We start from the raw sequence: 19,901 nt of genomic DNA on the forward strand, positions 1-19,901 counted from the left end.
CTCACAGCGCCCTGATGACACCGCCATCCACCCGGATGTTCTGGCCGGTGATATAGCCGGCGCCTTCGGAGGCCAGGAAGGCGATGGTCGCGGCGATCTCCTCCGATGTGCCATAGCGCCGCATCGGCACGTTGTCTCGGCGCTCCTCGGTGGCCGGCAGGCTGTCGATCCAGCCGGGCAGCACATTGTTCATGCGTACATTGTCGGCCGCGTAGGTGTTGGCGAAGATCTTGGTGTAGGCGGCAAGACCGGCGCGGAACACGGCCGAGGTCGGGAACATCGCGTTCGGCTCGGCGACCCAGGCGGTCGAGATGTTGATGATGGCGCCACCCTTCTGCTTGACCATTTGCGGCGCCACGATGCGCACCGGCCTGATCACGTTGAGCAGATAGACATCCATGCCGGTGTGCCATTGCTCGTCCGTGATCTCCAGGATCGGCGCGCGCGGGCCGTGGCCGCCGCTGTTGACCAGCACGTCGATGCGGCCAAAACGCTCCAGCGTCAGGTCGGCGAGGCGCTGCAGATCCTCATTCGACTGGTTCGAGCCGGTGACGCCGAGCCCGCCCAATTCCTTGGCCAGCGCCTCGCCCTTGCCCGACGAGGACAGGATGGCGACCTTGAACCCATCCGCCGCCAGCCGCTTGGCCGCCGCCGCACCCATGCCGCTGCCGCCGGCCACGACCACGGCCACTTTTTCTACACTCATTGGATTTTCCTCTTCGGGTTGGCAGGAGCCGCAAACGGTATTTTCGGGATCTGAGCGCCGATATAGCTGGTTTTTCCGATCGGTTCGAACCAGAATGCCTGAAATCAACCAGTAGAAAAACTCCTGCATGCCAGAAGCCTTCCTGCGCCTGCCGCCACTGAATGCGCTGCGCGCCTTCGAGGCCTCGGCACGCCATCTCAACTTTCGCATCGCCGCCGAGGAGCTGAACGTCACGCAAGGGGCGGTGGCCCAGCACATTCGCGGGCTGGAGGCCGATCTCGGCACGAAACTGTTCGAACGGCTGCCGCGCGGCCTGGCGCTGACCGATGAGGGCCGCGCCTATGTGCCCAACATTCGCCGCGCCTTCGACCTGATCTCGGAGGCAACCTTGCTTCTGCGCCCCGAACCGGCGCGGCTGACGATCAGCGTGACCCCGAGCTTCGCCACCAAATGGCTGATCCCCAGGCTGCAGGACTTCATGGCGGACAATCCGCTGGTCGACCTGCGCGTGCTGGCCAGCGAGAGCCTGTCGAGCTTCCAGGCCGACGGCGTCGACATCGCGGTGCGGCAAGGCCGCGCCCCCTTCGGCCCCGGCCTGATCGTCGACCTGTTGTTCCCCCAGCAGATCATCGCGGTCTGCAGTCCGGCCCTGCTGCCGGCCGGCACAATCGAAATCGCGGCGGCCGAAATCCAGCATCACGTCCTGCTGCACGACGCGCACAATCTGTGGCCGGAATTCATGGAAAAGGCGGTCGGCCTGAAGATGACGACCGAGTTGAAACGCATGCGCTTCAACCAGACCGGGCTCGCCATCGACGCGGCCATCGCCGGCCAGGGCATCGCTCTGGCCAGCCGCTTCCTCGTGGCCGCCGACCTCGCCGCCGGCCGGCTGGTCCAGCCCGTGCGTGGCGAAATGCGCGGCACGCAGGATTTTTATGTCGTGATGCCGAGAAAACAGCGCCATCCCGAACCGACACAGGCCGTGCGGCAATGGCTGCTCGATGCGGGGGAACGGGCGTTGTCTTGACGATGACGCCGCACCCGTTGGAGACGTCAAGCCGCTTGCCTATGAAGCAACGAAGAACGCACGTTTACCAGAATGTAGGCATGTCTTCGATTTGAGTTGAGACGTCTAACGTCCCATTTTCGGAATACATATATTTGGCAGAACGGACCAGGATCAGGACTGTTTCTGTCAATGGACGAAGACGCTACTGCCAATCACAACTCGCACTCCGTCCAGTTGGACCCGGAGTTGGAGGCGGCCAAAGCCCTCTACCGGTCCGGGGATGAGGCCGACGCTGTACCCCTATTCAAAAAGCTTGCGGAGTCCGGCTCGGCGCCGGCGATGACATGGGTCGGATATGTCTATCTGAAAGGCAAAGGTGTAGCGGTCGACACCGCGGCGGCGCTTGAATGGTTTTTGAAAGCCGCGGAAGCAGACGACGCGGAGGCCATGGGCTGGATCGGCAACATTTATTTCAGAGGCAGCGGTGTCGACGTGGACAAGGCCACGGCATACCAGTGGTATGCGAAGGCGGCGGATGCAGGTGATGCCAGCGCGATGTCCTGGCTCGGTTACATGCTCTCGCAAGGGATCGGAGTGCCCGTCAATCTCGATGCAGCACGCCTTTGGTTCTCCAAGTCGGCAGAATTGGGGGACGCTGACGGCCAATACAACTATGGATCGGTTCTAGCGGCAGCGGGCGAACACGAAGAATCAGATCGGTGGTTGCGAAAAGCAGCGGCACAGGACCATAAGCCTTCGATCAAATGGCAGCACCAACGTGAAGCTCACAACCTCCTGACTGCAAAACGCTATGCGGAGGCTTTACCTGTCTTCGAAAAGCTTGCCGAGGAAGGCGATGCATGGGCTCACGAATGCCTAGGGTATATCTACTTCTGTGCCTGTGGTGTCGCCAAGAATTTTGGCCAGGCGGTCCGGCATTACGAGGCAGCTTACGAAGGTGGCCGGCACGCGGTCGCAAACATCGCGGGGGTCGCAAACTTCCGGGCTGGCCGTCCAGAGGTGGCGCTGAAGTGGTTGCGGACAGAGACAAGCAAGCCGATCTCCTCACTCTACTGGCAGTTCAGGGTCCTGGACACGAACCCGCAGCTGGAACGCCACGCGGGCGAGCGCAATGAGCTTCTGCTGAAGGCGGCCAATGCCGGTCATCTTTTTGCGCAACGCGCGCTTGCAATGCGGATGATCAAGGGCCGAGGGAACTTTGGTACCCGGCTTCAAGGGCTTCGAATGTTCTTCGGGATCTTCCCGCAAGTGGTGCGGATTGCCGGCAGCGATCAGTACGACGAGCGCCTCCATTAGCCAAATGGGGCGGTGAATTCACTAAGCCTTCCCGCCCCTACCCCTCCACAGTCTCCAGCACGCTCAGCAGCGTGCCTTCCATGTCGGGCTCGTCGCCGGAACACACGCACAGCATCTCGGCGTCGCCCTCGCCCACCGAGAGGTAAGCGTGGCCCATGGTGGAATCGATGTAGACGCTCTCGCCCTCCTTGAGCCGCACCGGCGCGTACTGGTCGGTGTGCAGTTCGATCTCGCCCTTGAGCACGATCAGGAATTCCTCGCCGGCATGCCTGGTCAGCGGGCCGAACTCCTCCGGCGTGCGGGCGCGCGCATAGGCGCGGATCGGCACCATGCGTTTGCGCACCAGGTCGGTGGCAAGATAGCGATAGTCGTAGTTGCGGGTCAGCTGGCGCAGCGTGTTGGCTGGCGACGTCACCGAGCGGCGGGTGCGCGACGCGGGCTGCTTGCGGTCGCCGCTGAGCAACTCCGTCACATGGATACCGAGCCCCTCGCAGATCTGCAGGAGCTTGTCGTAGCTCAGCGACATCTGGTCGTTCTCGACCTTGGACAGCGTCGACACCGCGACGCCGGTGAGCGTGCTGACCTCCTGCAAGGTCCAGCCATGCGTCTTTCTCAGCGCACGCAGACAATCACCGAGGTTCGGTTGCTCCGACATCATCAGCTCCATGGCGCGGCCACCCGTCGCTCGTTTGCTCTAGGTAGTCGAACTCCCCACCGCCATCAACAACACCAACAATTTTCTTATACGCTAAATATTGACTGGATACGAAAACATTTTTACGAGTGGTGGATGCAGTCGAAGTCTCCCCAAAAAATCGTCGTCATCGGTGGTGGCATTGCCGGCCTGTCGCTGGCGGCGGCCGTGCGGGACTGGGCTGATGTCATCGTCATCGAGCGTGAGCCGCATCTGGGCTACCACGCCAGCGGCCGCTCCGCCGCCCTGTTCACCGAGACCTATGGCAACCGGGTGGTACGCGGGCTGACGCTGGCCAGCCGGCAGGCCATCGTCGAGGGCGGGTTCGTCGCCCACCGGCGTGGCGCCCTGCATGTCGGCTGGCGCGGCGACGACGCGGCGATAGACCGGCTTGCCGGCGAATTGCGGGCGCTGGTGCCGAGCGTGCGCCGCCTCTCCGCGGCCGAACTGCACACGCTGGTTTCGGTCATTGCCACGGAGGCTACCTGCGGCGGCGTCTATGAGCCGGACGCGATGGATGTCGACACGGGCAAGATGCTGGGGTCAAGCGCCTCGGCGCTGAAGGCCAGCGGCGGCATCATCCGCACCGGCGAGGAAGTCCGCGAGATCGCCCATGCTGGAGACGGCTTCCGCATCACCACCAGTGCCGGCGAGCATCGGGCCGACATCGTCGTCAATGCCGCCGGCGCCTGGGTCGATGTCGTCGCCGGCCTTGCCGGACTCTCCGGCCTTGGCTTCCAGCCGAAACGGCGTACCGCCTTCCTGTTCGACCCGCCCGCGGGCATCGACATTTCCGGCTGGCCGCTGGTGGTCGATCTGCACGAACAATTCTACTTCAAGCCCGATGCCGGCAGGCTGATCGGCTCGCTCGCCGACGAAACGGACTCCGAGCCTTGCGACGCCTGGCCCGAGGACATCGACATCGCCATCGCTGTCGACCGCATCGAGCAGGCAACGTCGATGCGCATCGGCCGGCCCTCGACGCCGTGGGCGGGCCTGCGCACCTTCGCGCCCGACCGCACGCCGGTCGCCGGCTTCGACCCGCGCCTGCCCGGCTTCTTCTGGCTCGGCGGCCAGGGCGGCTACGGCTTCCAGGTGTCGCTGACGCTGGCCAGGCTGAGCTCGGCGCTGATGCGCGGCCAGCCCTTGCCGGCGGATGTCACGGCGCTCGGCGTCACCGCCGCGGTGCTGGCGCCCGACCGCTTCCTCGTCCCGGCGGCAACGCCATGAAGTTCATGCCCTTCCCTCAACCCCGAAAGTGTCATCAGGAGCGTTTGCGATGAAATCCACCGTTCTGCGCGCAGTGCTTGCCTCGACCCTTCTGGCCTCGTCCGTCCTTCTCGGCGGGCAGGCCTACGCCAAGACGCTGGTCTATTGTTCCGAAGCCAATCCGGAGACCTTCAACCCGGCGATCGGCATCGCCGATTCCACCATGGACGCCGCCGCCAAGACGATCTTCAACCGGCTGGTCGAATTCAAGCCGGGCACGACGGAGGTCGGGCCGGCGCTGGCCGAGAGCTGGGATGTCTCCCCGGACGGCAAGACCTACACCTTCCACCTGCGCCACGGCGTGAAGTTCCAGTCGAACGAGCATTTCACCCCGACGCGTGATTTCAACGCCGACGACGTGCTCTACACCTTCAACCGCCAGCGCGATGCCAACAATCCCTACCACAAGCTCGGCGGCGGCACTTACGAGTACTTCAACGCGCTGGGCATGGGCACGCTCATCGACAAGATCGACAAGGTCGACGACTACACGGTGCGCTTCACGCTGACATCAGCCAACGTCACCTTCCTGGCCGGGCTGGCGCTTGACTATCTCTCGATCCTGTCGCTGGAGCAGACCGAGAAGATGGTGGCTGCCGGCACACCGGAACTGATCGACAGCCAGCCGGTGGGCACCGGCCCGTTCATGCTCGAGGCCTATGTGCCCGACAGCCAGGTCCGCTACACCGCCAACAAGGATTACTGGCGCGGCGCGCCGAAGATCGACACGCTGGTCTTCGCCATCACGCCCGAGCCGACCACCCGCGTCGAGCGCATCAAGGCCAATGAATGCCAGATCGCCGCCCCGCCGCCGCCAAGCGCGGTGGCCGACCTGCGCGCCGATCCCGACATCACGGTGCTCGATCTCAAGGGCCAGAACATCGGCATCCTCGGCTTCAATGTCGAACACCAGCCGCTGAACGATGTGCGCGTGCGCGCCGCGCTGGCCAAGGCCATCGACCGCAAGGCGATCGTCGAGGCCGTCTATGCCGGCGCGGGCACGGTGGCCGGCAGCGTCGTGCCGCCGGCGCAGCTCGGTGCCGTCACCGATGCCGGCATCGACTATGATCCCGACGGCGCCAAGCAGCTGCTGAAGGAAGCCGGGCACGAAAGCGGGCTGAAGATCAGCCTGTGGGCGATGCCGGTGTCGCGTCCCTACAATCCCAACGCCAAGCGCATGGCCGAGATGATCCAGGCCGACTGGGCCAAGGTTGGTGTCCAGTCGGAGATCGTCAGCTTCGAATGGGGCGAATACCTCAAGCGTACCGCGGCGGGCGAGCAGGACACCTTCCTGCTCGGCGGCAGCAGCGACAATGGCGATCCCGACAACATGCTGAGCTACCTCTTGTCCTGTGACGGCGTGAAGGGCGGCTCCAACCGCTCGCGCTGGTGCGACAAGGATTTCGAGAAGCTGCTGAACGAAGGCCGCGTCGCCGCCGACCCGAAGGAACGCGCCGCGATCTACGGCAAGGCGCAGGCCATCCTGAAGGCGGAAGTGCCGGTGGCCCCGATCGCTCATTCCATGGTGGCGATCCCGATCCGCAAGAGCGTGCTCAACTACGTGCTCGACCCCTTCGGCCGGCAGAATTTCGCCGCGGTCGATATAGCGGAGTGAGGGCTCGGCTCCTCGTGGTCCATCCTTCGGCAGGATGGACCACGACATCCATGAAACCAGCAATTTAGCGGCGAAAGCAGAATCGATGCGTGAAAATTTGAACGCCCTCCTCGACAGTTACCTCGCCGATGGCGCGGTAGGCGCCTCGCTGGCCTATGCGCGAAACGGCGCGACACCGACCGCCCTCGCATCAGGGCTTTCCGACCGGCAAAGCGGGGCCGGCGTCACATCGGACCAACTGTTCAAGATCGGCAGTTGCACCAAGACCTTCGTCGCGGCTGCACTGGTCAAGCTCGCCGAGACCGGCAAGCTCGATCTCGGCGCGCCGATCTCCATCTGGTTCCCGGACCTGCCAGGCGCTAGGGATATTTCGGTGCGCCAGCTGATCAACCATCGCAGCGGGCTGCCGGAATTCGAATATTACATTCCGATGGACCCAAGCCGGCGGTGGACGCCGCAGCAGCTGGTCGATATCGCCTTCGCCTCCGACAAGCAGAAGGCCCCGGGCGGTCCGGCCGTCTACAACAACACCGGCTATGTGCTGGCCGGCATGGTGATCGAGGCCGTCACCGGCCAGTCGCTGGGCGCCTATGTCAGAAGCGCGATCCTGCAGCCGCTCGGCCTGAAAAACACCTGGTCGCCGGCGACCGAAGCCTTTCCGGAAAAATCGATGGTGCGCGGCTATTACCACCGGCCGCCGCCGGCGTCGAACGCACCCACCGACATCGCCTCGGGCGGCGAGATGTGGCGCATGGACGGTGTTCTGCCCTATTCCGACGCCTTGCAGGATTCCTCCGATTCCTTCCCCTTCGGCGCCGCCTATGGCTGCGGCGACATGGTGTCGACCCCGTCCGACATGGTGGGCTTCATGCGCGGCCTGTTTTCCGGCGGGCTGCTGTCGCCGCCCTTCTTCGCGGAGATGTTCGAACACCGCGTGCCGGCGAGCTTTCCCGGCACACGCATGCGCGAAACCGGCGCCGGCATGTTCCAGAGCGCCTATGCCGACCGCGCCTTCTACGGCCACCAGGGCAGCATTCCTGGCTATGTCGCCGTCATGCTGCATGACCCGGAAACGGATCTCACCATCGCCATGACCAGCAATGTCGGCTCCGGCAACCGCCTCTCCTTCCAGGCCAGCGGCCTCCATCCAGTGGTCGATCAAGCGATCCGGATCATTCTCGAGTAAGCTGAGCACGCGATCGCGAAGAAAGACGTGATGCCGCGATCGTTACGGTTGGTGCGCTCGCAACTGGCATGCCGCGCAGGGATATGAGACGCTGCCTGATTCCCGGACGCGAGATGCCGCCATGAAGCCCACTCTGCCGCTGCTGTTGAGCCTCAATGGCGGTTATGTCGACACGGCGGGCTTCCTGGCGCTGCAGGGCCTGTTCACCGCGCATGTGACGGGGAACTTCGTCACCCTGGGCGCCTCGCTGGTGCTCGGCATTTCGGGTGTGCTGGCAAAGCTCCTGGCGCTGCCGGTGTTCTGCATCGTCGTCATCCTGACCCGGCTGGCCGGCGAACATCTGCGCCGGCATGGCCGGCCGGCGCTCGGGCCGCTATTGGGAACCAAACTGGCGCTGCTTGTCGTCGGGGCCGCCCTGGCGATCCGCTTTGGCCCCTTCGCCAGTGGCGACAGCGCGGCCGCGATCCTCACCGGCATGGTGCTGGTCGCCGCCATGGCGATCCAGAACGCCGTGCATCGGGTCCATCTGGCGGCAGCCCCGCCCTCGACGCTGATGACCGGCACCACCACCCAGATCATGATCGACCTCGCCGACCTCATCGGCGTCCCGGCGCCGGAGACCCGTCCGGCGCTTGTTGCCCGCCTGCGGCGCATGGCGGCGGCGGTCGCCGTGTTCGCCGCCGGCTGCGCGGCAGCCGCCCTCGGCTTCGCCTTCGTCAATGTCTGGTGCTTCGTCGTTCCGCCGGTGATCGCGCTGGCAGCGCTGGTGCTGCGGCTCGCGGCGCCGGACGAGACGAGGCAATAGGATCAGCCCCGCGACGAGAAAATCGCCACCGCCGCCGCAACGATTTCGGCATTGTCCTTCGCCACCGTTCCATCGGCCAGCGTCTTGCCGTCTTCCAGCCCGACCCGCGTCGACCAGCGCTTTTGGCGCGCGAGCTCCACGAACGGCCAGACCGTGGCGTCGACGCCATGCAGCAGGATCGGCCGCCGCATTTCGGCGCGTTCGAGCACGGCGCCGATGCCTCGAGCCTCGTCGAGCCCTGCCGGCAGGTCCTGTATGTCGATCTCGATCAGGACGCGCAGCACCCGGTTGCGGTCGGCAAGCGCCACGAAGCGCTCGGCATCCTCCGTCGTGGCAAGCCCGGCCTCGATGCCGACGCCGCGCTGGCGCAACAGCTCCATCACGGCGGGCGCGTCGGCTTCCGACAGATTGACAGAGGCGTAGTCGGGCAGCTCGCGCCAGCCGGCGATCGCCGCGCGGGTCACCCCGACATCGTTCTCGATCCAGGCGCCGGTCGACACACCGACAAGCGTGCCCGGGCAAGCCCGGCGCACCGCCAGCACCGTCGCGTCGACGGCGGCCAGGCTTTCGCGGCCCTCGGCGCCGCGCGGATGGATGTGCAGTTCGCCGGCGCCGGCGGCGACGCAGGCCGCGGCATCGCTTGCCATGGCCTGCACGTCGAGCGGCAGCCTCGGGTGGAAATCGCGCGGACGCGCGCCGTTGATGCAGGCCTGGACGATCATGAATGTCACCTCGGGCGAGGAAGTCACAGTCTAGCCGTGCGGCCAGGCAAGGCAAAGAGTTGCGCGGTGTCTCTCCTGACAGCGCGGCAAGGTCCGGCGGCATTTGATTAAAAAACGCCTGTGGATATTTACCCAGCGTTCCGGCGGGCGAGCCAAGATAAATTAGGGCGAGATCATGGAGGGACCATTGACCAGTGATTTTTCAGCCGCCCGCATCCATCTCGAACGCGCCTATCACTATCTGCGCGGCAATGACGAGACGAGCCGCTCGACATGCGAGGCCCTCGACCTCCTCATCGAGACGGTGGCGGAGGCCCAGCACAGGCGGCCCGAGACCGGAGTGCTGGACTTTGCTCAGGCGACGATGCGGCAACCGAGTTGATATAAGCGACAAGCATCAGGATGCCTTGCGGGCAGCGCTTGCCGGCCCGGCCACACGTGCCACGATCTGCTCCAGCGGTTCGGGCCGGTGCAGCAGGAAGCCCTGGCCGAAATCGACGCCCATTGCCTGCAGGATGCCGAGCGTCTCCACCTGCTCGATCTTCTCGGCCACGACGGCGCAGCCGACGCTGCGGGCAATGCCTGATATGGCCAAGACGATCTCGCGGTCGAAGCGGCTCTCGGCGATGTGCTCGATGAAGGAACCATCGATCTTGATGGCATCGACCGGAAAACGCCTGAGATATTCGAACGAACTCATGCCGGCGCCGAAATCGTCGAGGCTGACCTTGCAGCGCCGCTCGCGCGCCTTGCGCACGAACGCCTCGGCGGCGTCGAAATTGGTGACGGCGGCGGTTTCGGTGATCTCGAATCCGATGCCGGAATGCGGCGCCCCGGTTTGCTCGATGATGCTGTCGACGAAGTCCCACAGCCCCGGGTCGCTCAGCGTCTGCGCCGAGAGGTTGAAGCCGAGCGTGATCGCGCCGGACTTCATGGCCGCGCCGTACCGCGAGAGCGCGGTGCGGATGATCCAGCGATCGAGCCTGGCGGCAATGCCGAAGCGCTCGGCCGCCGGTATGAATTCGCTGGGCGGGATCAGCTTGCCGCCGCGCCCGGCAAGCCGCGCCAGCACCTCGACATGGCGGCTTTCCTGCCAGGGCCGGCCCAGCCGGTGGATCTCCTGGCCGAACAGTTTCAGCCGGCCGTCCTCCATGGCTTCGACCGTGTCGGCGGCGAGCCGTGCCGCGTTGAGGCCGCCCGAAGCGGCCTCGGCCGAGAACACCGCGAAACGGTCGCGCCCGGCGGCCTTGGCCGCGTAGCAAGCATCGTCGGCGCAGGCCAGCGCGTCGGCAACCGTGGTGGCTCGGTCATCGACGATCGCGATGCCGATGCTCGCCGCAAGCCGGCGCGAGGTCACGGCGAGGCCGAGATCGGCGCCGCGCACGGCCGCCAGGATGGCGCCGGCCAGCCGCTCGGCCTGCGCGGTGTCGCAATGGGGCACCAGCAGGGCGAACTCGTCGCCGCCCAGCCGCGCCGCATGCGCCGATGGCGGCAGGCAGCGGCCGATGCCCGCCGCCACGCTCTTCAGCGCGAGATCGCCGGCGGCGTGGCCGGCGAAGTCGTTGAGCGCCTTGAAGTAGTCGAGATCGACGTAGAACACCGCCAGCGGCATGCCCGTGGCGATATGGTCGGCAAGCAGCCTGTCGAAGGCGGCGCGGTTCCACAGGCCTGTCAGCGCGTCGTGACGCGCGGCGAAGGCAAGCTCCTGCTCGCGCAGCTTGTCCTCGGTGATGTCGCGCACCGTGCCGAGGACCTGGCCGGCAGCGCCCGCGGCGGCGACGAAACGCACCAGCGATTCGATATGGCGGATCTCGCCGTCGCGCTTGATGATGCGGTATTGCGAGGCGGTGACGCCGTCCGATCCGGGTATCGGCTGGTGCGCGCGCTCGGTGGCTTCCTTGTCGTCAGGGTGCAGAAAGCTGTGCCAGAGGTCGGCGGGCACCTCGTCGGCATCCGCGGTGACGCCGAATATGGCCCTGGTGCGGGCGTCCCAATAGCTCCTGTGGGTGGCGATGTCGTAGTGCCAGATGCCGGTGCCGCTGGCGGCGAGCGCCAGCCGGAAGCGCATCGTGACTTGTTCGAGCGCGGCTTCGGCAGCCTTCTGCTTCGAGATGTCGGTCTGCACGCCCATCAGCCGCAGCGGCCGCCCGTCCGTGCCGCGCTCGACGATACCACCGCGATCGAGCACCCACACCCAGTGCCCCTGCTTGTGCTTCAGCCTGAGTTCGGTCTCGATGATATCGGTCAGCCCGGCGATGTGGCGGTCGCCACTGGCCAGCGCCCGCTCGCGATCTTCGGGATGGGTGAGTTGCAGCCACAGGTCGCTGGCGTTGGCGAGTTCATCTTCCCCGTAACCCAGCATTCGCGCCCAGGTCGCCGAATAGAAGCAGTCGCCGCTGCGAAGATCCCAGTCCCAGACGCCAAGATGGGCGCGTTCCAGGGCCTTGGCCCAGAACGCTCCATTGCGACTTTTCTTGCCCGGACGCGCCATAGTCTGTTTCGCTTGCCCCACCCAAGGGCAATCTGCGCCAAAACCAGAGAAGAAACAGTTACCGGAGGGGCGGATTGCCATGTCTGGAAGGTCAGCGGCCCGTCAAGGCGTCCACGCTGCTTGCCGCAACGGGCGGCCCGTCAATTTATCTCGACCGTTGACACGCCACTGGCCGCCGTCACGCTGGACAGCTTTTCGCGCCTTTCGAGCCTCGGCTTTTCGTAGTCGCCCCACACACCTGCCTTCCGCCATCGGACGAAGCGATTGTAGCAAGTGGTACAGGGGCCGTATCACTCTGGCAGATCGCGCCAGGGCGCACCCGATCGCAGCACCCAGAAGATGCCGTTCAGCACCCGGCGGCCGTCTACGCACGGCACTCCTCGCGGCTTGTTAGGCAACAGCGGCTCGATCGCGCGCCATTCGAGATCGGTGGAAGTGGCGAATGCTCTTTGATTGGGCTATGATTTTGGGGAAAGCTTGGGGCTATCCTTGATGACGCAAACCGAAGAAAGCCAAATCAATGCTGTGGTTGAGGCCTACGTCCTGGCCATGTCCGCTGCCGACGAACAGAAGCTGCGAGCGGCGTTTCACGCATCAGCATCAATCATCGGCAACTACCAAGGCGCGGTCGAATGGCTGAGCGTCGATGCCTATGTGGGCGAGGTGATGGGCGCGGGCTTGGCACCGAACAGCAGCCCCAACTGGAAAGTCTCGTTGCTCGACATCACGGTCGACGCAGCCACGGTGAAGGTTGAGGACGAGTTCGGGAGCATGAAGTTCACCGACTATCTTTCCCTGCTCAAGATCGACGGAGAGTGGAAGATCGTCAGCAAGCTCTACCACCTTCACACGTAGGATGATCCTCATCTGCGATCATTGCTGCGATGAGCGGAGGCGGCAACGCGATCTCCATATTGGCTTGAGATCGAGATCCGAGGAACGCGATGCACCTGACGGCCGAACTCATCGCACTGATTGAGCGGAAGGAACCAGATCCTGGTCCCGAGGCTGGCACCGCCGAACACACTGCTGGCGATTTCGCGTCGATGGCCGATGCAATGCTGGCTCAACACGATCCAGAGCACCTGTGGGTTTTCGCCTATGGTTCCTTGATCTGGAACCCGGAGTTTGAGGCGGTCGAACAACGCCGTGCCGTCGCAGCCGGATGGCATCGATCCTTTTGTCTGAAGCTGACAAGATGGCGAGGCACACGCGAGCTTCCTGCCCTCATGCTGGCACTCGACCGCGGCGGCTCCTGCGTGGGAATTGCGTATCGCTTGCCACCCGGCGACAAGAAAGGGCAGATCGTCCGGCTGCTTGAACGTGAGATCGATGCAAATCCTCCAACGAATGTGCCTCGATGGATAGACGTTTCAACAGATGAAGGACGTTTCAAAGCTCTCGCCTTCATAGCTTTGCGCAGTGGCGGCGCTTACGCTGGCAAGAGGCCTCTATCGGAGGTCGCCAGTGTGCTTTCTCAAGCGGCTGGGCACTGGGGGTCCGCGGCGCAGTATGCGTTCAACACCGTCAGCAAGCTGGAAGAACATGGAATCCGCGACAGAAACCTGTGGCAAATCCAGAAGCTGATGGCCGCCGAAATCCAGGCTCGTCAACGCAGTCGACGCTTTCCCTGAAGTCTGCTTCCACCCCATGTCGGTTTTTCCGTATTTATGACTTCACGGCCTGGGCGGTGGCCCCTTGGTTGAAGCTGGGAGCCGTTCAGGGTGTTCGGAAGCGGCCCGCGACATCGTCAATACTTATGCATTTCACGACGATATCTTCGTCAACGATTCCTTGATAAAAAAGGAAGAATTATAGAGGTCTAATATTTCCATTTTTATCCTTTGCCAAGTGTAACTGAATAGTAATACACAATATGCGAAATACCCATCAATAATGCTTTGGGCAGATGGCGGGACGTCCCTCAATGAGTGCGTACACCGGGCAACAGGGCCGCGATCGCCGATCTCTTGCCGTTTTCGACGTGGACATCGCGGTGACCAGGAGCGGCTGGCTGCTGACCGCCCTTTGCCTTACCCCTATCGCGGCGGCGATTTGCCTGCGGCCGGAGCGTTATCTGCGGCTGTCCATACAGTATTTCGGGACATTCCTCAGTGTGCTGCCGGTGCTCCTGGTGGTTGGCCTCGGGCTGGCGGCCCTTATGTATGGCAGGCCCAGGCCGACAAGGTTCATGGTGCGGGTGCTCAGGGAACGTGGCCTGGCGGCCGCGCGGGTCGTCCTGCTGTTCTTTCTCGGCATCACCGCTTTCACGACGTTCAGGATCACCATACCGGAGGTCGTGCCTTACTATGCCGATCCCAAGCTGGCAGAACTCGACCATTGGCTGCATGGCATCGATCCCTGGGTATGGACGCACCGCATCGTTTCAGAGCCCGCCTCCATGCTGGTTTTCAAGGCCTACATGTCCTGGTGGTTCATGCAATGGTTCGGCGTCATGCTCTTCGTCGCCTTCTGGAACAATCCCGCCCGGCGCATCCGCTATTTTTGGGCGTTCGCGCTCACCATGATGTCGTGCGGCGCCGTTCTTGCGACCGTGCTGTCATCCACCGGGCCGATATTCTACGACCGGTTCTACGGCGGTGACCGATTTGCCGGGGTGCTGGCCGCGTTGCTGGCGGACCCGCATGCCTTGCCGGTGAGGTTCGCCGCCAACTATCTGCTCGATGCACACGACAACGGCAGGTCCCAGTTGGGCACCGGCATCACCGCGATGCCCAGCATGCATGTCGCCATCGCCACGCTCAATGCTCTCTTCCTCACCGGTTTCGGCCGCCGCTGGGCCGTCGCCGGCTGGTCTTTTGCAGCACTCATCCTGTTCGGCTCGGTCTACACCGGCTGGCACTATGCCGTGGACGGCTACCTTTCGATCCTTGTCGTGTCCGCGATCTGGTACCTGACGGGGCGTTTCGTCCTGCCGCAAGCGAGCCGGGAAACCGTTGGGATGGATCTGCCGCTGCCCGAACCGGTGTCGCAATGACCGAGCCGGCTGACGCCGGCAAACCGCCCCGCTGCCTTTCGGCCAGGCGGCCTCGGCGCCGCCTGGCCTTGGCTGGCTACTGGCTCGGCGCCATCGTGTATTCGCAAGACACTTTCGGGTTCATGTCGGCGAAAGTGCCGGTCGGGTTGCCCTTCCAGGCCCAGACATGCAGCTCGTGGAATTCACCAAGGCCGTAGCGGTTGGGCGCGCTGTTGAAGTTGAACAGCTGTCCGTCCAGCGACGCCGGCCCCTTCTAGGTGATGTATTCGACCGCCACCGACCTGCACACGATGACGGCGATCTGGATGAGGTTGCTGACCGTCGAGAAGGCCGGCGCAAAGGTCTCCCTGACCGACGACCAGGCCATCGGCAGGAAGATGCAGACCTGGCTCGGGCTCAGCCCGTTCGCGGTCGAGCCCAAGCGCGCGGCGTAGGAGGGTCTGGCGGCGGCTTAGGCGCGCTTGCGGCCCCTGTCATTTGCGAGATGGTAGGGTTGCACGAGGACTTCTGCAGGAATGTTCCATTCCTTGTTCAGTTTGAAGACCATATCCAGGGTGAGAGCCCGCTTCCTGTTCAGCACCTCAGTCGCCCGAGGCGATGATCCGATCACCTCGGCCAGAGCCTTTCGCGACAGGCTGAACAGTTGCATGTGCGACTGAATGGCTTCAACGGGATCGGGCGCTTCGATCGGGTAGTGCTTGTCCTCATAAGCCTCGATCAGCGTTGCGAGGACATCGAAGCGGTCACCATCGAGGGAGCCGACCTCCGGCTCATTATCGAAATATTTGGTGATTTCGGCAATCGCCCAATCATAATCGGCTTCGGTCTTAATGGGTCGAATATTCTCCATCACACCTTCTCCGGATCAACCTTGTCATACTCTCGATGCGTCCCGACGAATTTGATCAGAACGCGGTGAAACTTGTAGGCGACGTGGACAATCAAGCGGTACTTGTTGCCGCCAACGTCGAAAATGACGCGATTGTCGCCCACGAAATCGACTGTCGCTCCAAATGCGTTTTTGATGTCTGTCGGAGTCTTCCAGTCAGCATTGCTGACAGCCACATACCAAGCCGTCAAAGGAGCTTCGGCCTGATTGTGTTTGGCCCAAAAATCCTTCAGCGCTTTCTTGGCGATGATCTGCATGTCCCGATATAGCAACTTCCCAAATTGGGAACAAGAGGAATCTTCCCAATCTGGGAAGACCCGTGAGGCATCCTGACAGTTGGCAGGAAACGGGTGGCGAGCCCGGCTTCGCTAGGCTTCAATGCGGCCATGTTCGTCACCCTGGCCAGAGATCTGAAATCCACGCCGCTGCCGGTCACGGATGATCCGCGTTGGGCGCGCATCGTCGCGCGCGACAAATTGGCGGACGGGCAATTCTGGTATTCCGTGGCGACGACCGGCGTCTATTGCCGGCCCTCCTGCCCGTCGCGGCAGGCCAACCCTGCCAATGTGCAACTGCACGACACGCTGGCCCGGGCGAAGGCGACCGGCTTTCGCGCCTGCCGGCGCTGCAACCCGGATGGTCGATCGCTCGAGGCCGGCAATGCCGCGATGGTTGCCGATGCCTGCCGCAGGATCGAACAATGCGAGGAAGAGCCCTCGCTCGCCGAACTCGCCGATGCCGCCGGCCGCAGCGCCGGCTATTTCCACCGCATCTTCAAGGCGACCACCGGGCTGACGCCGAAGGACTATGCCGCCGCGCACCGTGCCGCCCGGCTCCGCCAGGGGTTGGAGGACGGCGCCAGCGTGACGGCCGCGATCTACGACGCTGGCTTCAATTCGAGCGGGCGCTTCTACGAAAAATCGACCGGCATGCTCGGCATGACGCCGACGCGCTACCGCGCCGGCGGCGCCAACGAGGATATCCGCTTCGCCGTTGGTGAATCCTCGCTCGGCACCATACTGGTCGCGTCAAGCCACAAGGGCGTCGCCTCGATCCTGCTCGGCGACGATCCGGATGCACTGGTCCGCGACCTGCAGGACCGTTTCCCCAGGGCCCGGCTGATCGGCGGCGACCGCGACTACGAGGCGCTGGTCGCCCGCGCCGTCGGCTTCGTCGAGGCCCCACAGTTCGGTCTCGACCTGCCGCTCGACGTGCGCGGCACCGCGTTCCAGCAGCGCGTCTGGCGGGCCTTGCGGGATATCCCGGTCGGCAGCACGGTTTCCTACGCCGAGATCGCCGAACGCATCGGTTCGCCCAAGGCAACCCGCGCCGTCGCCGGCGCCTGCGCCGCAAACGCCCACGCGGTCGCGATTCCCTGCCACCGCGTGATCCGCAAGGACGGCGCCCTCTCAGGCTATGCCTGGGGTGCCGAGCGCCGGCGCGCGCTTCTCGACCGCGAGGCGGACGGGACGGCGACCGCCGCCGACAGGGCCGACCGGCCTTCGCGGGCCTGACGAGGATCGGCGATGCGCGCGATGGCAAGGTCCTCCACCACCGGCGCGAACAGCCAGATCGCGGTCAGCCGCCCAGAAGACGCCAAGTCGCTGGTGTTGGCCGCCATCGGCGAACTGGTCGACACCGGCAGGGCGGAGTGGAGCCGCACCGCGACAGGTGAGATCGAGTTGCGGCTGTCATCAGGCGAGGTGCTCGTGCTGGGCGAGGTGTCCGTCACGCGTGTGGCATAGGCACACTCAGCGCTCTACGGCGTGCTTACCTTGGCATCGCTAGTCCCTCGAACGCCAGGATTTGAATTTGAAAGCAAGCACCGGAGTGAGCGCCCACCGGCACGCGGCTAGGGTTCAGGCACACAGAAGGAGTAAGGACAATGAACCTGATGCAAACCCACATACCCGCGACGGCCCGCAACACTGCCACCCTCGACACCATCGCCTATGCCACCGGCCAATCCGCGATCGGCCACATCCTGGCGGCGCGCAGCCCCTTCGGCGTCTGCGCCATCCTGATCGGCTCCGACGCCGATGCATTGAAGCAGGATCTCGCCAGTTGCTTCCCCGGCAAGCTCTTGGCCGAGGACGAGGCCGCCTTGCGCGACGATCTCGCGGCAATAGCGCGCTTCATCGAAACACCTCGCGCCGGCCTCGACATACCGCTCGACATGCGTCACGGCACGCCGTTCCAGCAACGGGTCTGGGAGATGCTGCGCACCATACCGTGCGGTGCCACCATCACCTACACCGCCCTTGCCCGGCGCCTTGGCCAGCCGAACGGTGCCCGCGCCGTGGCGATCGCCTGCGCCGCCAACGCGATCGCGCTCGGCATTGCCTGCCATCGTGTTGTCAGAGCCGACGGCACGCCGTCGGGCTACCGCTGGGGCATCGAGCGCAAGCGCGCGCTGCTGGACAAGGAAGCCGCGATATGAACGCCCATGCCAAGGTTGCCACATCCGTGGTCGAAGCCGCGGAGACCCGCATCGCCGGCTACGACTGGCCGGCCCTTGCCGCCGAACTCGACGGCTTCGGCTGCGCGGTGATGCAAAAGCTGCTCTCACCCGAGGAGTGCCGGCGGATCGCCGGCCTCTACCCCCAGGAGCAGCATTTCCGCAGCCATGTCCACATGGCCAGGCACGGTTTCGGCAAGGGCGAATACCGCTACTTCCGCTATCCCTTGCCCGACCTCATCGGCGGCCTGCGCGGCGCGCTCTACCCAAGGCTGGCCGAGGTCGCCAACCGATGGAACGAGCGCATGGGCATCGCCCTGCGCTATCCCGGCACGCATGCCGCGTTTCTGGACCAGTGCCATGCCGCCGGCCAGATCAGGCCGACGCCGCTTCTGCTGCAATACGTGCCCGGCGACTTCAACTGCCTGCACCAGGACCTCTATGGCGACCTCGCCTTCCCCCTGCAGGTGGCGATCCTGCTCTCCGAACCGGGTGAGGATTTCACCGGCGGCGAGTTCGCGCTGACCGAGCAGCGGCCGCGCATGCAGAGCCGCGTCGAAGTGGTGCCGTTGCGCCAGGGCGATGCGGTGGCCTTCGCCGTCCACAACAGGCCGGTGCAGGGAACCATGGGCAACTACCGCGTCAAGCTGCGCCACGGCGTCAGCCGGCTGCACTCGGGCATGCGCCACACGGTCGGCATCATTTTTCACGATGCCAAGTGAGCGCCGCTCAAGCCTCCCAATAGGGCGGATGGCCAAAGGCATCGCGTAGCCATGTGGTGAGCGCGCGCAGTTTGGCGGATCCGCGCCTATCCTCGGGATAGGCGATATAGATGGTGGCTCCTTGCGGCTCGGCGCCGACATCGACGACCGTCAATCGCTTGTCGGCGATTTCGGTCTGGATGAAGTAGGCGGGGAGCAATGCCAGGCCGAGGCCGGCAAGAGCGGCGTCGCGCATCAAGATCCCGTTGTTGACGCGCAGCGCGGTTTGCGGACGGATTGTCACCAGCCGCCGCGAAATCTTGAAGCGCCAGTCGGCGGCGCCCCGGATGGAATAGATGATCCCCTTGTGGCATTTCAGGTCGTCGGTGGTCGCGGGTCGTCCGAACCGCTCGATATAATCCGGCGAGGCCACCAGGAAGCGCTCGCTGGAAGCCAGCTTCTTGACGATGATAGGTCCGTCATCGACGACCGGCCCGTGACGCACGATGGCATCGTAGCCATCGGCCACCATGCTGACGAAACGATCGTCGAGATCAAGCGTCAGTTCGATTCCCGGGTGTCTGGCCAGGAAGCCATACAGCGCTGGGCCGAGATGGAGGATGCCGAAACTGGTCGGCGCCGATATCCTGAGCGGCCCGGCCAGTTCGCCGCGATGTTCGGCGATTTCGGCGCTCGCATCGGCCACCTCCTGCAGGATGCGCTTGGCGCGTTCGTAAAAGCCCCGCCCCGCTTCGGTGATCGAGAGTTTGCGGGTGGTGCGGTCCAGCAGCTTTGTGCCGAGGCTGCGCTCGAGCTCCGACAGCCGCTCGCTGATGACGGACTTGGACAGGCTCATGCGCCTGGCCGCCTCGCTGATCGAACCGGATTCCGCTACGGCGACAAACGCGGCGGCGGCTTCAAGCTTTAGCATTGTTCGGCGTTCCCGAATTCACAATCAGGCGACCGACGCCTAACGAAATCAAGGGCATGGTGCCATAGTTGGAAGGACCGCGATAGGCGGCCACAAAAGCTCGGGGTAAT

At 64.3% G+C, this 19,901-nt stretch carries 22 protein-coding genes and 2 pseudogenes; 15 read left to right on the plus strand and 9 right to left on the minus strand.

All coding sequences use genetic code 11. The features are described 5' to 3' along the window. Nucleotide 1: 1 nt before the first annotated feature. Nucleotides 2-706 carry an SDR family oxidoreductase gene (locus AC1VON_RS26630; protein ID WP_483125410.1) on the minus strand — a complete coding sequence of 235 codons (705 nt, stop codon included), beginning with the start codon at nucleotides 704-706 and terminating at the stop codon, nucleotides 2-4. A 127-nt stretch (nucleotides 707-833) separates the two neighbouring features. Between AC1VON_RS26630 and gcvA the strand changes: the two genes are divergently transcribed. Beyond that, nucleotides 834-1,733: a transcriptional regulator GcvA gene (gene gcvA / locus AC1VON_RS26635; RefSeq protein ID WP_483125411.1), complete on the plus strand. Its 900-nt coding sequence runs from the start codon at nucleotides 834-836 to the stop codon at nucleotides 1,731-1,733. 171 nt (nucleotides 1,734-1,904) lie between these two features. Then, on the plus strand, nucleotides 1,905-3,032 hold the full coding sequence (locus tag AC1VON_RS26640; RefSeq protein ID WP_483125412.1) for an SEL1-like repeat protein: 1,128 nt from the start codon (nucleotides 1,905-1,907) through the stop codon (nucleotides 3,030-3,032). A gap of 37 nt (nucleotides 3,033-3,069) precedes the next feature. Here the strand turns inward: AC1VON_RS26640 and AC1VON_RS26645 are convergent, their stop codons facing one another. Then, complete coding sequence (locus AC1VON_RS26645; RefSeq protein WP_172349600.1) at nucleotides 3,070-3,687, minus strand: helix-turn-helix domain-containing protein; 618 nt, start codon at nucleotides 3,685-3,687, stop codon at nucleotides 3,070-3,072. A 135-nt stretch (nucleotides 3,688-3,822) separates the two neighbouring features. On the opposite strand from AC1VON_RS26645, the gene AC1VON_RS26650 reads away from it, so the two are divergent. The 4 genes from AC1VON_RS26650 to AC1VON_RS26665 all read left to right on the plus strand — a co-directional run bounded on the left by AC1VON_RS26650 (nucleotide 3,823) and on the right by AC1VON_RS26665 (nucleotide 8,601). Next, the gene (locus AC1VON_RS26650; RefSeq protein WP_483125413.1) at nucleotides 3,823-4,956 is read left to right on the plus strand and encodes an NAD(P)/FAD-dependent oxidoreductase; all 1,134 of its coding nucleotides are present in this window, start codon (nucleotides 3,823-3,825) and stop codon (nucleotides 4,954-4,956) included. 49 nt (nucleotides 4,957-5,005) lie between these two features. After that, a complete protein-coding gene (locus tag AC1VON_RS26655) occupies nucleotides 5,006-6,610 on the plus strand; it encodes an ABC transporter substrate-binding protein (RefSeq protein ID WP_483125414.1) in 1,605 nt (534 codons plus the stop codon). An 85-nt stretch (nucleotides 6,611-6,695) separates the two neighbouring features. Continuing rightward, on the plus strand, nucleotides 6,696-7,796 hold the full coding sequence (locus AC1VON_RS26660) for a serine hydrolase domain-containing protein (protein ID WP_483125415.1): 1,101 nt from the start codon (nucleotides 6,696-6,698) through the stop codon (nucleotides 7,794-7,796). 121 nt (nucleotides 7,797-7,917) lie between these two features. Next, on the plus strand, nucleotides 7,918-8,601 hold the full coding sequence (locus AC1VON_RS26665) for a YoaK family protein (RefSeq protein WP_483125416.1): 684 nt from the start codon (nucleotides 7,918-7,920) through the stop codon (nucleotides 8,599-8,601). 2 nt (nucleotides 8,602-8,603) lie between these two features. Here the strand turns inward: AC1VON_RS26665 and AC1VON_RS26670 are convergent, their stop codons facing one another. Then, a complete protein-coding gene (locus AC1VON_RS26670) occupies nucleotides 8,604-9,323 on the minus strand; it encodes a 3-keto-5-aminohexanoate cleavage protein (protein WP_483125417.1) in 720 nt (239 codons plus the stop codon). Between the two features lie 187 nt (nucleotides 9,324-9,510). Between AC1VON_RS26670 and AC1VON_RS26675 the strand changes: the two genes are divergently transcribed. Then, the gene (locus tag AC1VON_RS26675) at nucleotides 9,511-9,705 is read left to right on the plus strand and encodes a hypothetical protein (RefSeq protein WP_483125418.1); all 195 of its coding nucleotides are present in this window, start codon (nucleotides 9,511-9,513) and stop codon (nucleotides 9,703-9,705) included. Nucleotides 9,706-9,720: 15 nt separating this feature from the next. On the opposite strand, the gene AC1VON_RS26680 is transcribed toward AC1VON_RS26675, so the two are convergent. Together AC1VON_RS26680 and AC1VON_RS26685 are read right to left on the minus strand one after the other, a co-directional pair. Beyond that, the gene (locus AC1VON_RS26680) at nucleotides 9,721-11,814 is read right to left on the minus strand and encodes an EAL domain-containing protein (protein WP_483125419.1); all 2,094 of its coding nucleotides are present in this window, start codon (nucleotides 11,812-11,814) and stop codon (nucleotides 9,721-9,723) included. Nucleotides 11,815-12,044: 230 nt separating this feature from the next. Then, a pseudogene (locus AC1VON_RS26685) lies at nucleotides 12,045-12,245 on the minus strand (transposase); the annotation flags it as partial. A 61-nt stretch (nucleotides 12,246-12,306) separates the two neighbouring features. Here AC1VON_RS26685 and AC1VON_RS26690 point away from each other — a divergent pair. The 3 genes from AC1VON_RS26690 to AC1VON_RS26700 all read left to right on the plus strand — a co-directional run bounded on the left by AC1VON_RS26690 (nucleotide 12,307) and on the right by AC1VON_RS26700 (nucleotide 14,812). Continuing rightward, entirely contained in the window at nucleotides 12,307-12,669 is a 363-nt protein-coding gene (locus AC1VON_RS26690) for a nuclear transport factor 2 family protein (protein WP_483125420.1), read from the plus strand. Nucleotides 12,670-12,758: 89 nt separating this feature from the next. Further along, the gene (locus AC1VON_RS26695) at nucleotides 12,759-13,448 is read left to right on the plus strand and encodes a gamma-glutamylcyclotransferase (protein WP_483125421.1); all 690 of its coding nucleotides are present in this window, start codon (nucleotides 12,759-12,761) and stop codon (nucleotides 13,446-13,448) included. A 293-nt stretch (nucleotides 13,449-13,741) separates the two neighbouring features. Continuing rightward, complete coding sequence (locus AC1VON_RS26700; protein WP_483125422.1) at nucleotides 13,742-14,812, plus strand: phosphatase PAP2 family protein; 1,071 nt, start codon at nucleotides 13,742-13,744, stop codon at nucleotides 14,810-14,812. Between the two features lie 76 nt (nucleotides 14,813-14,888). Here AC1VON_RS26700 and AC1VON_RS26705 read toward each other — a convergent pair. Continuing rightward, nucleotides 14,889-15,089, minus strand: a pseudogene (locus tag AC1VON_RS26705) (hypothetical protein); the annotation flags it as partial. On the opposite strand from AC1VON_RS26705, the gene AC1VON_RS26710 reads away from it, so the two are divergent. Continuing rightward, nucleotides 15,070-15,246: a hypothetical protein gene (locus tag AC1VON_RS26710; RefSeq protein WP_483126419.1), complete on the plus strand. Its 177-nt coding sequence runs from the start codon at nucleotides 15,070-15,072 to the stop codon at nucleotides 15,244-15,246. The pseudogene AC1VON_RS26705 and the gene AC1VON_RS26710 sit on opposite strands and share 20 nt — an antisense overlap. A gap of 17 nt (nucleotides 15,247-15,263) precedes the next feature. Here AC1VON_RS26710 and AC1VON_RS26715 read toward each other — a convergent pair whose 3' ends face one another. Together AC1VON_RS26715 and AC1VON_RS26720 are read right to left on the minus strand one after the other, a co-directional pair. Next, nucleotides 15,264-15,662 carry a helix-turn-helix domain-containing protein gene (locus AC1VON_RS26715; RefSeq protein WP_172349589.1) on the minus strand — a complete coding sequence of 133 codons (399 nt, stop codon included), beginning with the start codon at nucleotides 15,660-15,662 and terminating at the stop codon, nucleotides 15,264-15,266. Beyond that, nucleotides 15,662-15,958 (minus strand): type II toxin-antitoxin system HigB family toxin, encoded by a 297-nt coding sequence (locus AC1VON_RS26720; protein WP_172349588.1) that lies wholly within the window; start codon nucleotides 15,956-15,958, stop codon nucleotides 15,662-15,664. Before AC1VON_RS26720 ends, AC1VON_RS26715 begins: the two co-directional genes overlap by 1 nt. A 129-nt stretch (nucleotides 15,959-16,087) precedes the next feature. Between AC1VON_RS26720 and ada the strand changes: the two genes are divergently transcribed. From ada to AC1VON_RS26740, 4 genes are all read left to right on the plus strand, one after another. Continuing rightward, nucleotides 16,088-17,215 carry a bifunctional DNA-binding transcriptional regulator/O6-methylguanine-DNA methyltransferase Ada gene (ada, locus tag AC1VON_RS26725; protein WP_483125423.1) on the plus strand — a complete coding sequence of 376 codons (1,128 nt, stop codon included), beginning with the start codon at nucleotides 16,088-16,090 and terminating at the stop codon, nucleotides 17,213-17,215. A gap of 21 nt (nucleotides 17,216-17,236) precedes the next feature. Then, a complete protein-coding gene (locus tag AC1VON_RS26730) occupies nucleotides 17,237-17,446 on the plus strand; it encodes a hypothetical protein (protein ID WP_246740967.1) in 210 nt (69 codons plus the stop codon). Between the two features lie 140 nt (nucleotides 17,447-17,586). Continuing rightward, the gene (locus tag AC1VON_RS26735; RefSeq protein WP_483125424.1) at nucleotides 17,587-18,141 is read left to right on the plus strand and encodes a methylated-DNA--[protein]-cysteine S-methyltransferase; all 555 of its coding nucleotides are present in this window, start codon (nucleotides 17,587-17,589) and stop codon (nucleotides 18,139-18,141) included. Continuing rightward, nucleotides 18,138-18,881: a 2OG-Fe(II) oxygenase gene (locus AC1VON_RS26740; protein ID WP_483125425.1), complete on the plus strand. Its 744-nt coding sequence runs from the start codon at nucleotides 18,138-18,140 to the stop codon at nucleotides 18,879-18,881. Before AC1VON_RS26735 ends, AC1VON_RS26740 begins: the two co-directional genes overlap by 4 nt. A 7-nt stretch (nucleotides 18,882-18,888) precedes the next feature. Here AC1VON_RS26740 and AC1VON_RS26745 read toward each other — a convergent pair whose 3' ends face one another. Continuing rightward, complete coding sequence (locus tag AC1VON_RS26745; RefSeq protein WP_483125426.1) at nucleotides 18,889-19,791, minus strand: LysR family transcriptional regulator; 903 nt, start codon at nucleotides 19,789-19,791, stop codon at nucleotides 18,889-18,891. Between the last annotated feature and the right edge of the window lie 110 nt (nucleotides 19,792-19,901).

The organism is Mesorhizobium sp. HAY1-8B, assembly GCF_056868045.1.

What these genes read in the sequence shown, in the direction of transcription:
- AC1VON_RS26650 (WP_483125413.1), top strand. Translation starts at nt 3,823, where the DNA reads ATGCAGTCGAAGTCTCCCCAAAAAATCGTCGTCATCGGTGGTGGCATT.
- AC1VON_RS26645 (WP_172349600.1), bottom strand. Translation starts at nt 3,687, where the DNA reads ATGTCGGAGCAACCGAACCTCGGTGATTGTCTGCGTGCGCTGAGAAAG.
- ada (WP_483125423.1), top strand. Translation starts at nt 16,088, where the DNA reads ATGTTCGTCACCCTGGCCAGAGATCTGAAATCCACGCCGCTGCCGGTC.
- AC1VON_RS26690 (WP_483125420.1), top strand. Translation starts at nt 12,307, where the DNA reads ATGACGCAAACCGAAGAAAGCCAAATCAATGCTGTGGTTGAGGCCTAC.
- AC1VON_RS26730 (WP_246740967.1), top strand. Translation starts at nt 17,237, where the DNA reads ATGGCAAGGTCCTCCACCACCGGCGCGAACAGCCAGATCGCGGTCAGC.
- AC1VON_RS26715 (WP_172349589.1), bottom strand. Translation starts at nt 15,662, where the DNA reads ATGGAGAATATTCGACCCATTAAGACCGAAGCCGATTATGATTGGGCG.
- AC1VON_RS26665 (WP_483125416.1), top strand. Translation starts at nt 7,918, where the DNA reads ATGAAGCCCACTCTGCCGCTGCTGTTGAGCCTCAATGGCGGTTATGTC.
- AC1VON_RS26640 (WP_483125412.1), top strand. Translation starts at nt 1,905, where the DNA reads ATGGACGAAGACGCTACTGCCAATCACAACTCGCACTCCGTCCAGTTG.
- gcvA (WP_483125411.1), top strand. Translation starts at nt 834, where the DNA reads ATGCCAGAAGCCTTCCTGCGCCTGCCGCCACTGAATGCGCTGCGCGCC.
- AC1VON_RS26700 (WP_483125422.1), top strand. Translation starts at nt 13,742, where the DNA reads ATGAGTGCGTACACCGGGCAACAGGGCCGCGATCGCCGATCTCTTGCC.
- AC1VON_RS26630 (WP_483125410.1), bottom strand. Translation starts at nt 706, where the DNA reads ATGAGTGTAGAAAAAGTGGCCGTGGTCGTGGCCGGCGGCAGCGGCATG.
- AC1VON_RS26735 (WP_483125424.1), top strand. Translation starts at nt 17,587, where the DNA reads ATGAACCTGATGCAAACCCACATACCCGCGACGGCCCGCAACACTGCC.
- AC1VON_RS26745 (WP_483125426.1), bottom strand. Translation starts at nt 19,791, where the DNA reads ATGCTAAAGCTTGAAGCCGCCGCCGCGTTTGTCGCCGTAGCGGAATCC.
- AC1VON_RS26680 (WP_483125419.1), bottom strand. Translation starts at nt 11,814, where the DNA reads ATGGCGCGTCCGGGCAAGAAAAGTCGCAATGGAGCGTTCTGGGCCAAG.
- AC1VON_RS26670 (WP_483125417.1), bottom strand. Translation starts at nt 9,323, where the DNA reads ATGATCGTCCAGGCCTGCATCAACGGCGCGCGTCCGCGCGATTTCCAC.
- AC1VON_RS26695 (WP_483125421.1), top strand. Translation starts at nt 12,759, where the DNA reads ATGCACCTGACGGCCGAACTCATCGCACTGATTGAGCGGAAGGAACCA.
- AC1VON_RS26720 (WP_172349588.1), bottom strand. Translation starts at nt 15,958, where the DNA reads ATGCAGATCATCGCCAAGAAAGCGCTGAAGGATTTTTGGGCCAAACAC.
- AC1VON_RS26740 (WP_483125425.1), top strand. Translation starts at nt 18,138, where the DNA reads ATGAACGCCCATGCCAAGGTTGCCACATCCGTGGTCGAAGCCGCGGAG.
- AC1VON_RS26655 (WP_483125414.1), top strand. Translation starts at nt 5,006, where the DNA reads ATGAAATCCACCGTTCTGCGCGCAGTGCTTGCCTCGACCCTTCTGGCC.
- AC1VON_RS26660 (WP_483125415.1), top strand. Translation starts at nt 6,696, where the DNA reads ATGCGTGAAAATTTGAACGCCCTCCTCGACAGTTACCTCGCCGATGGC.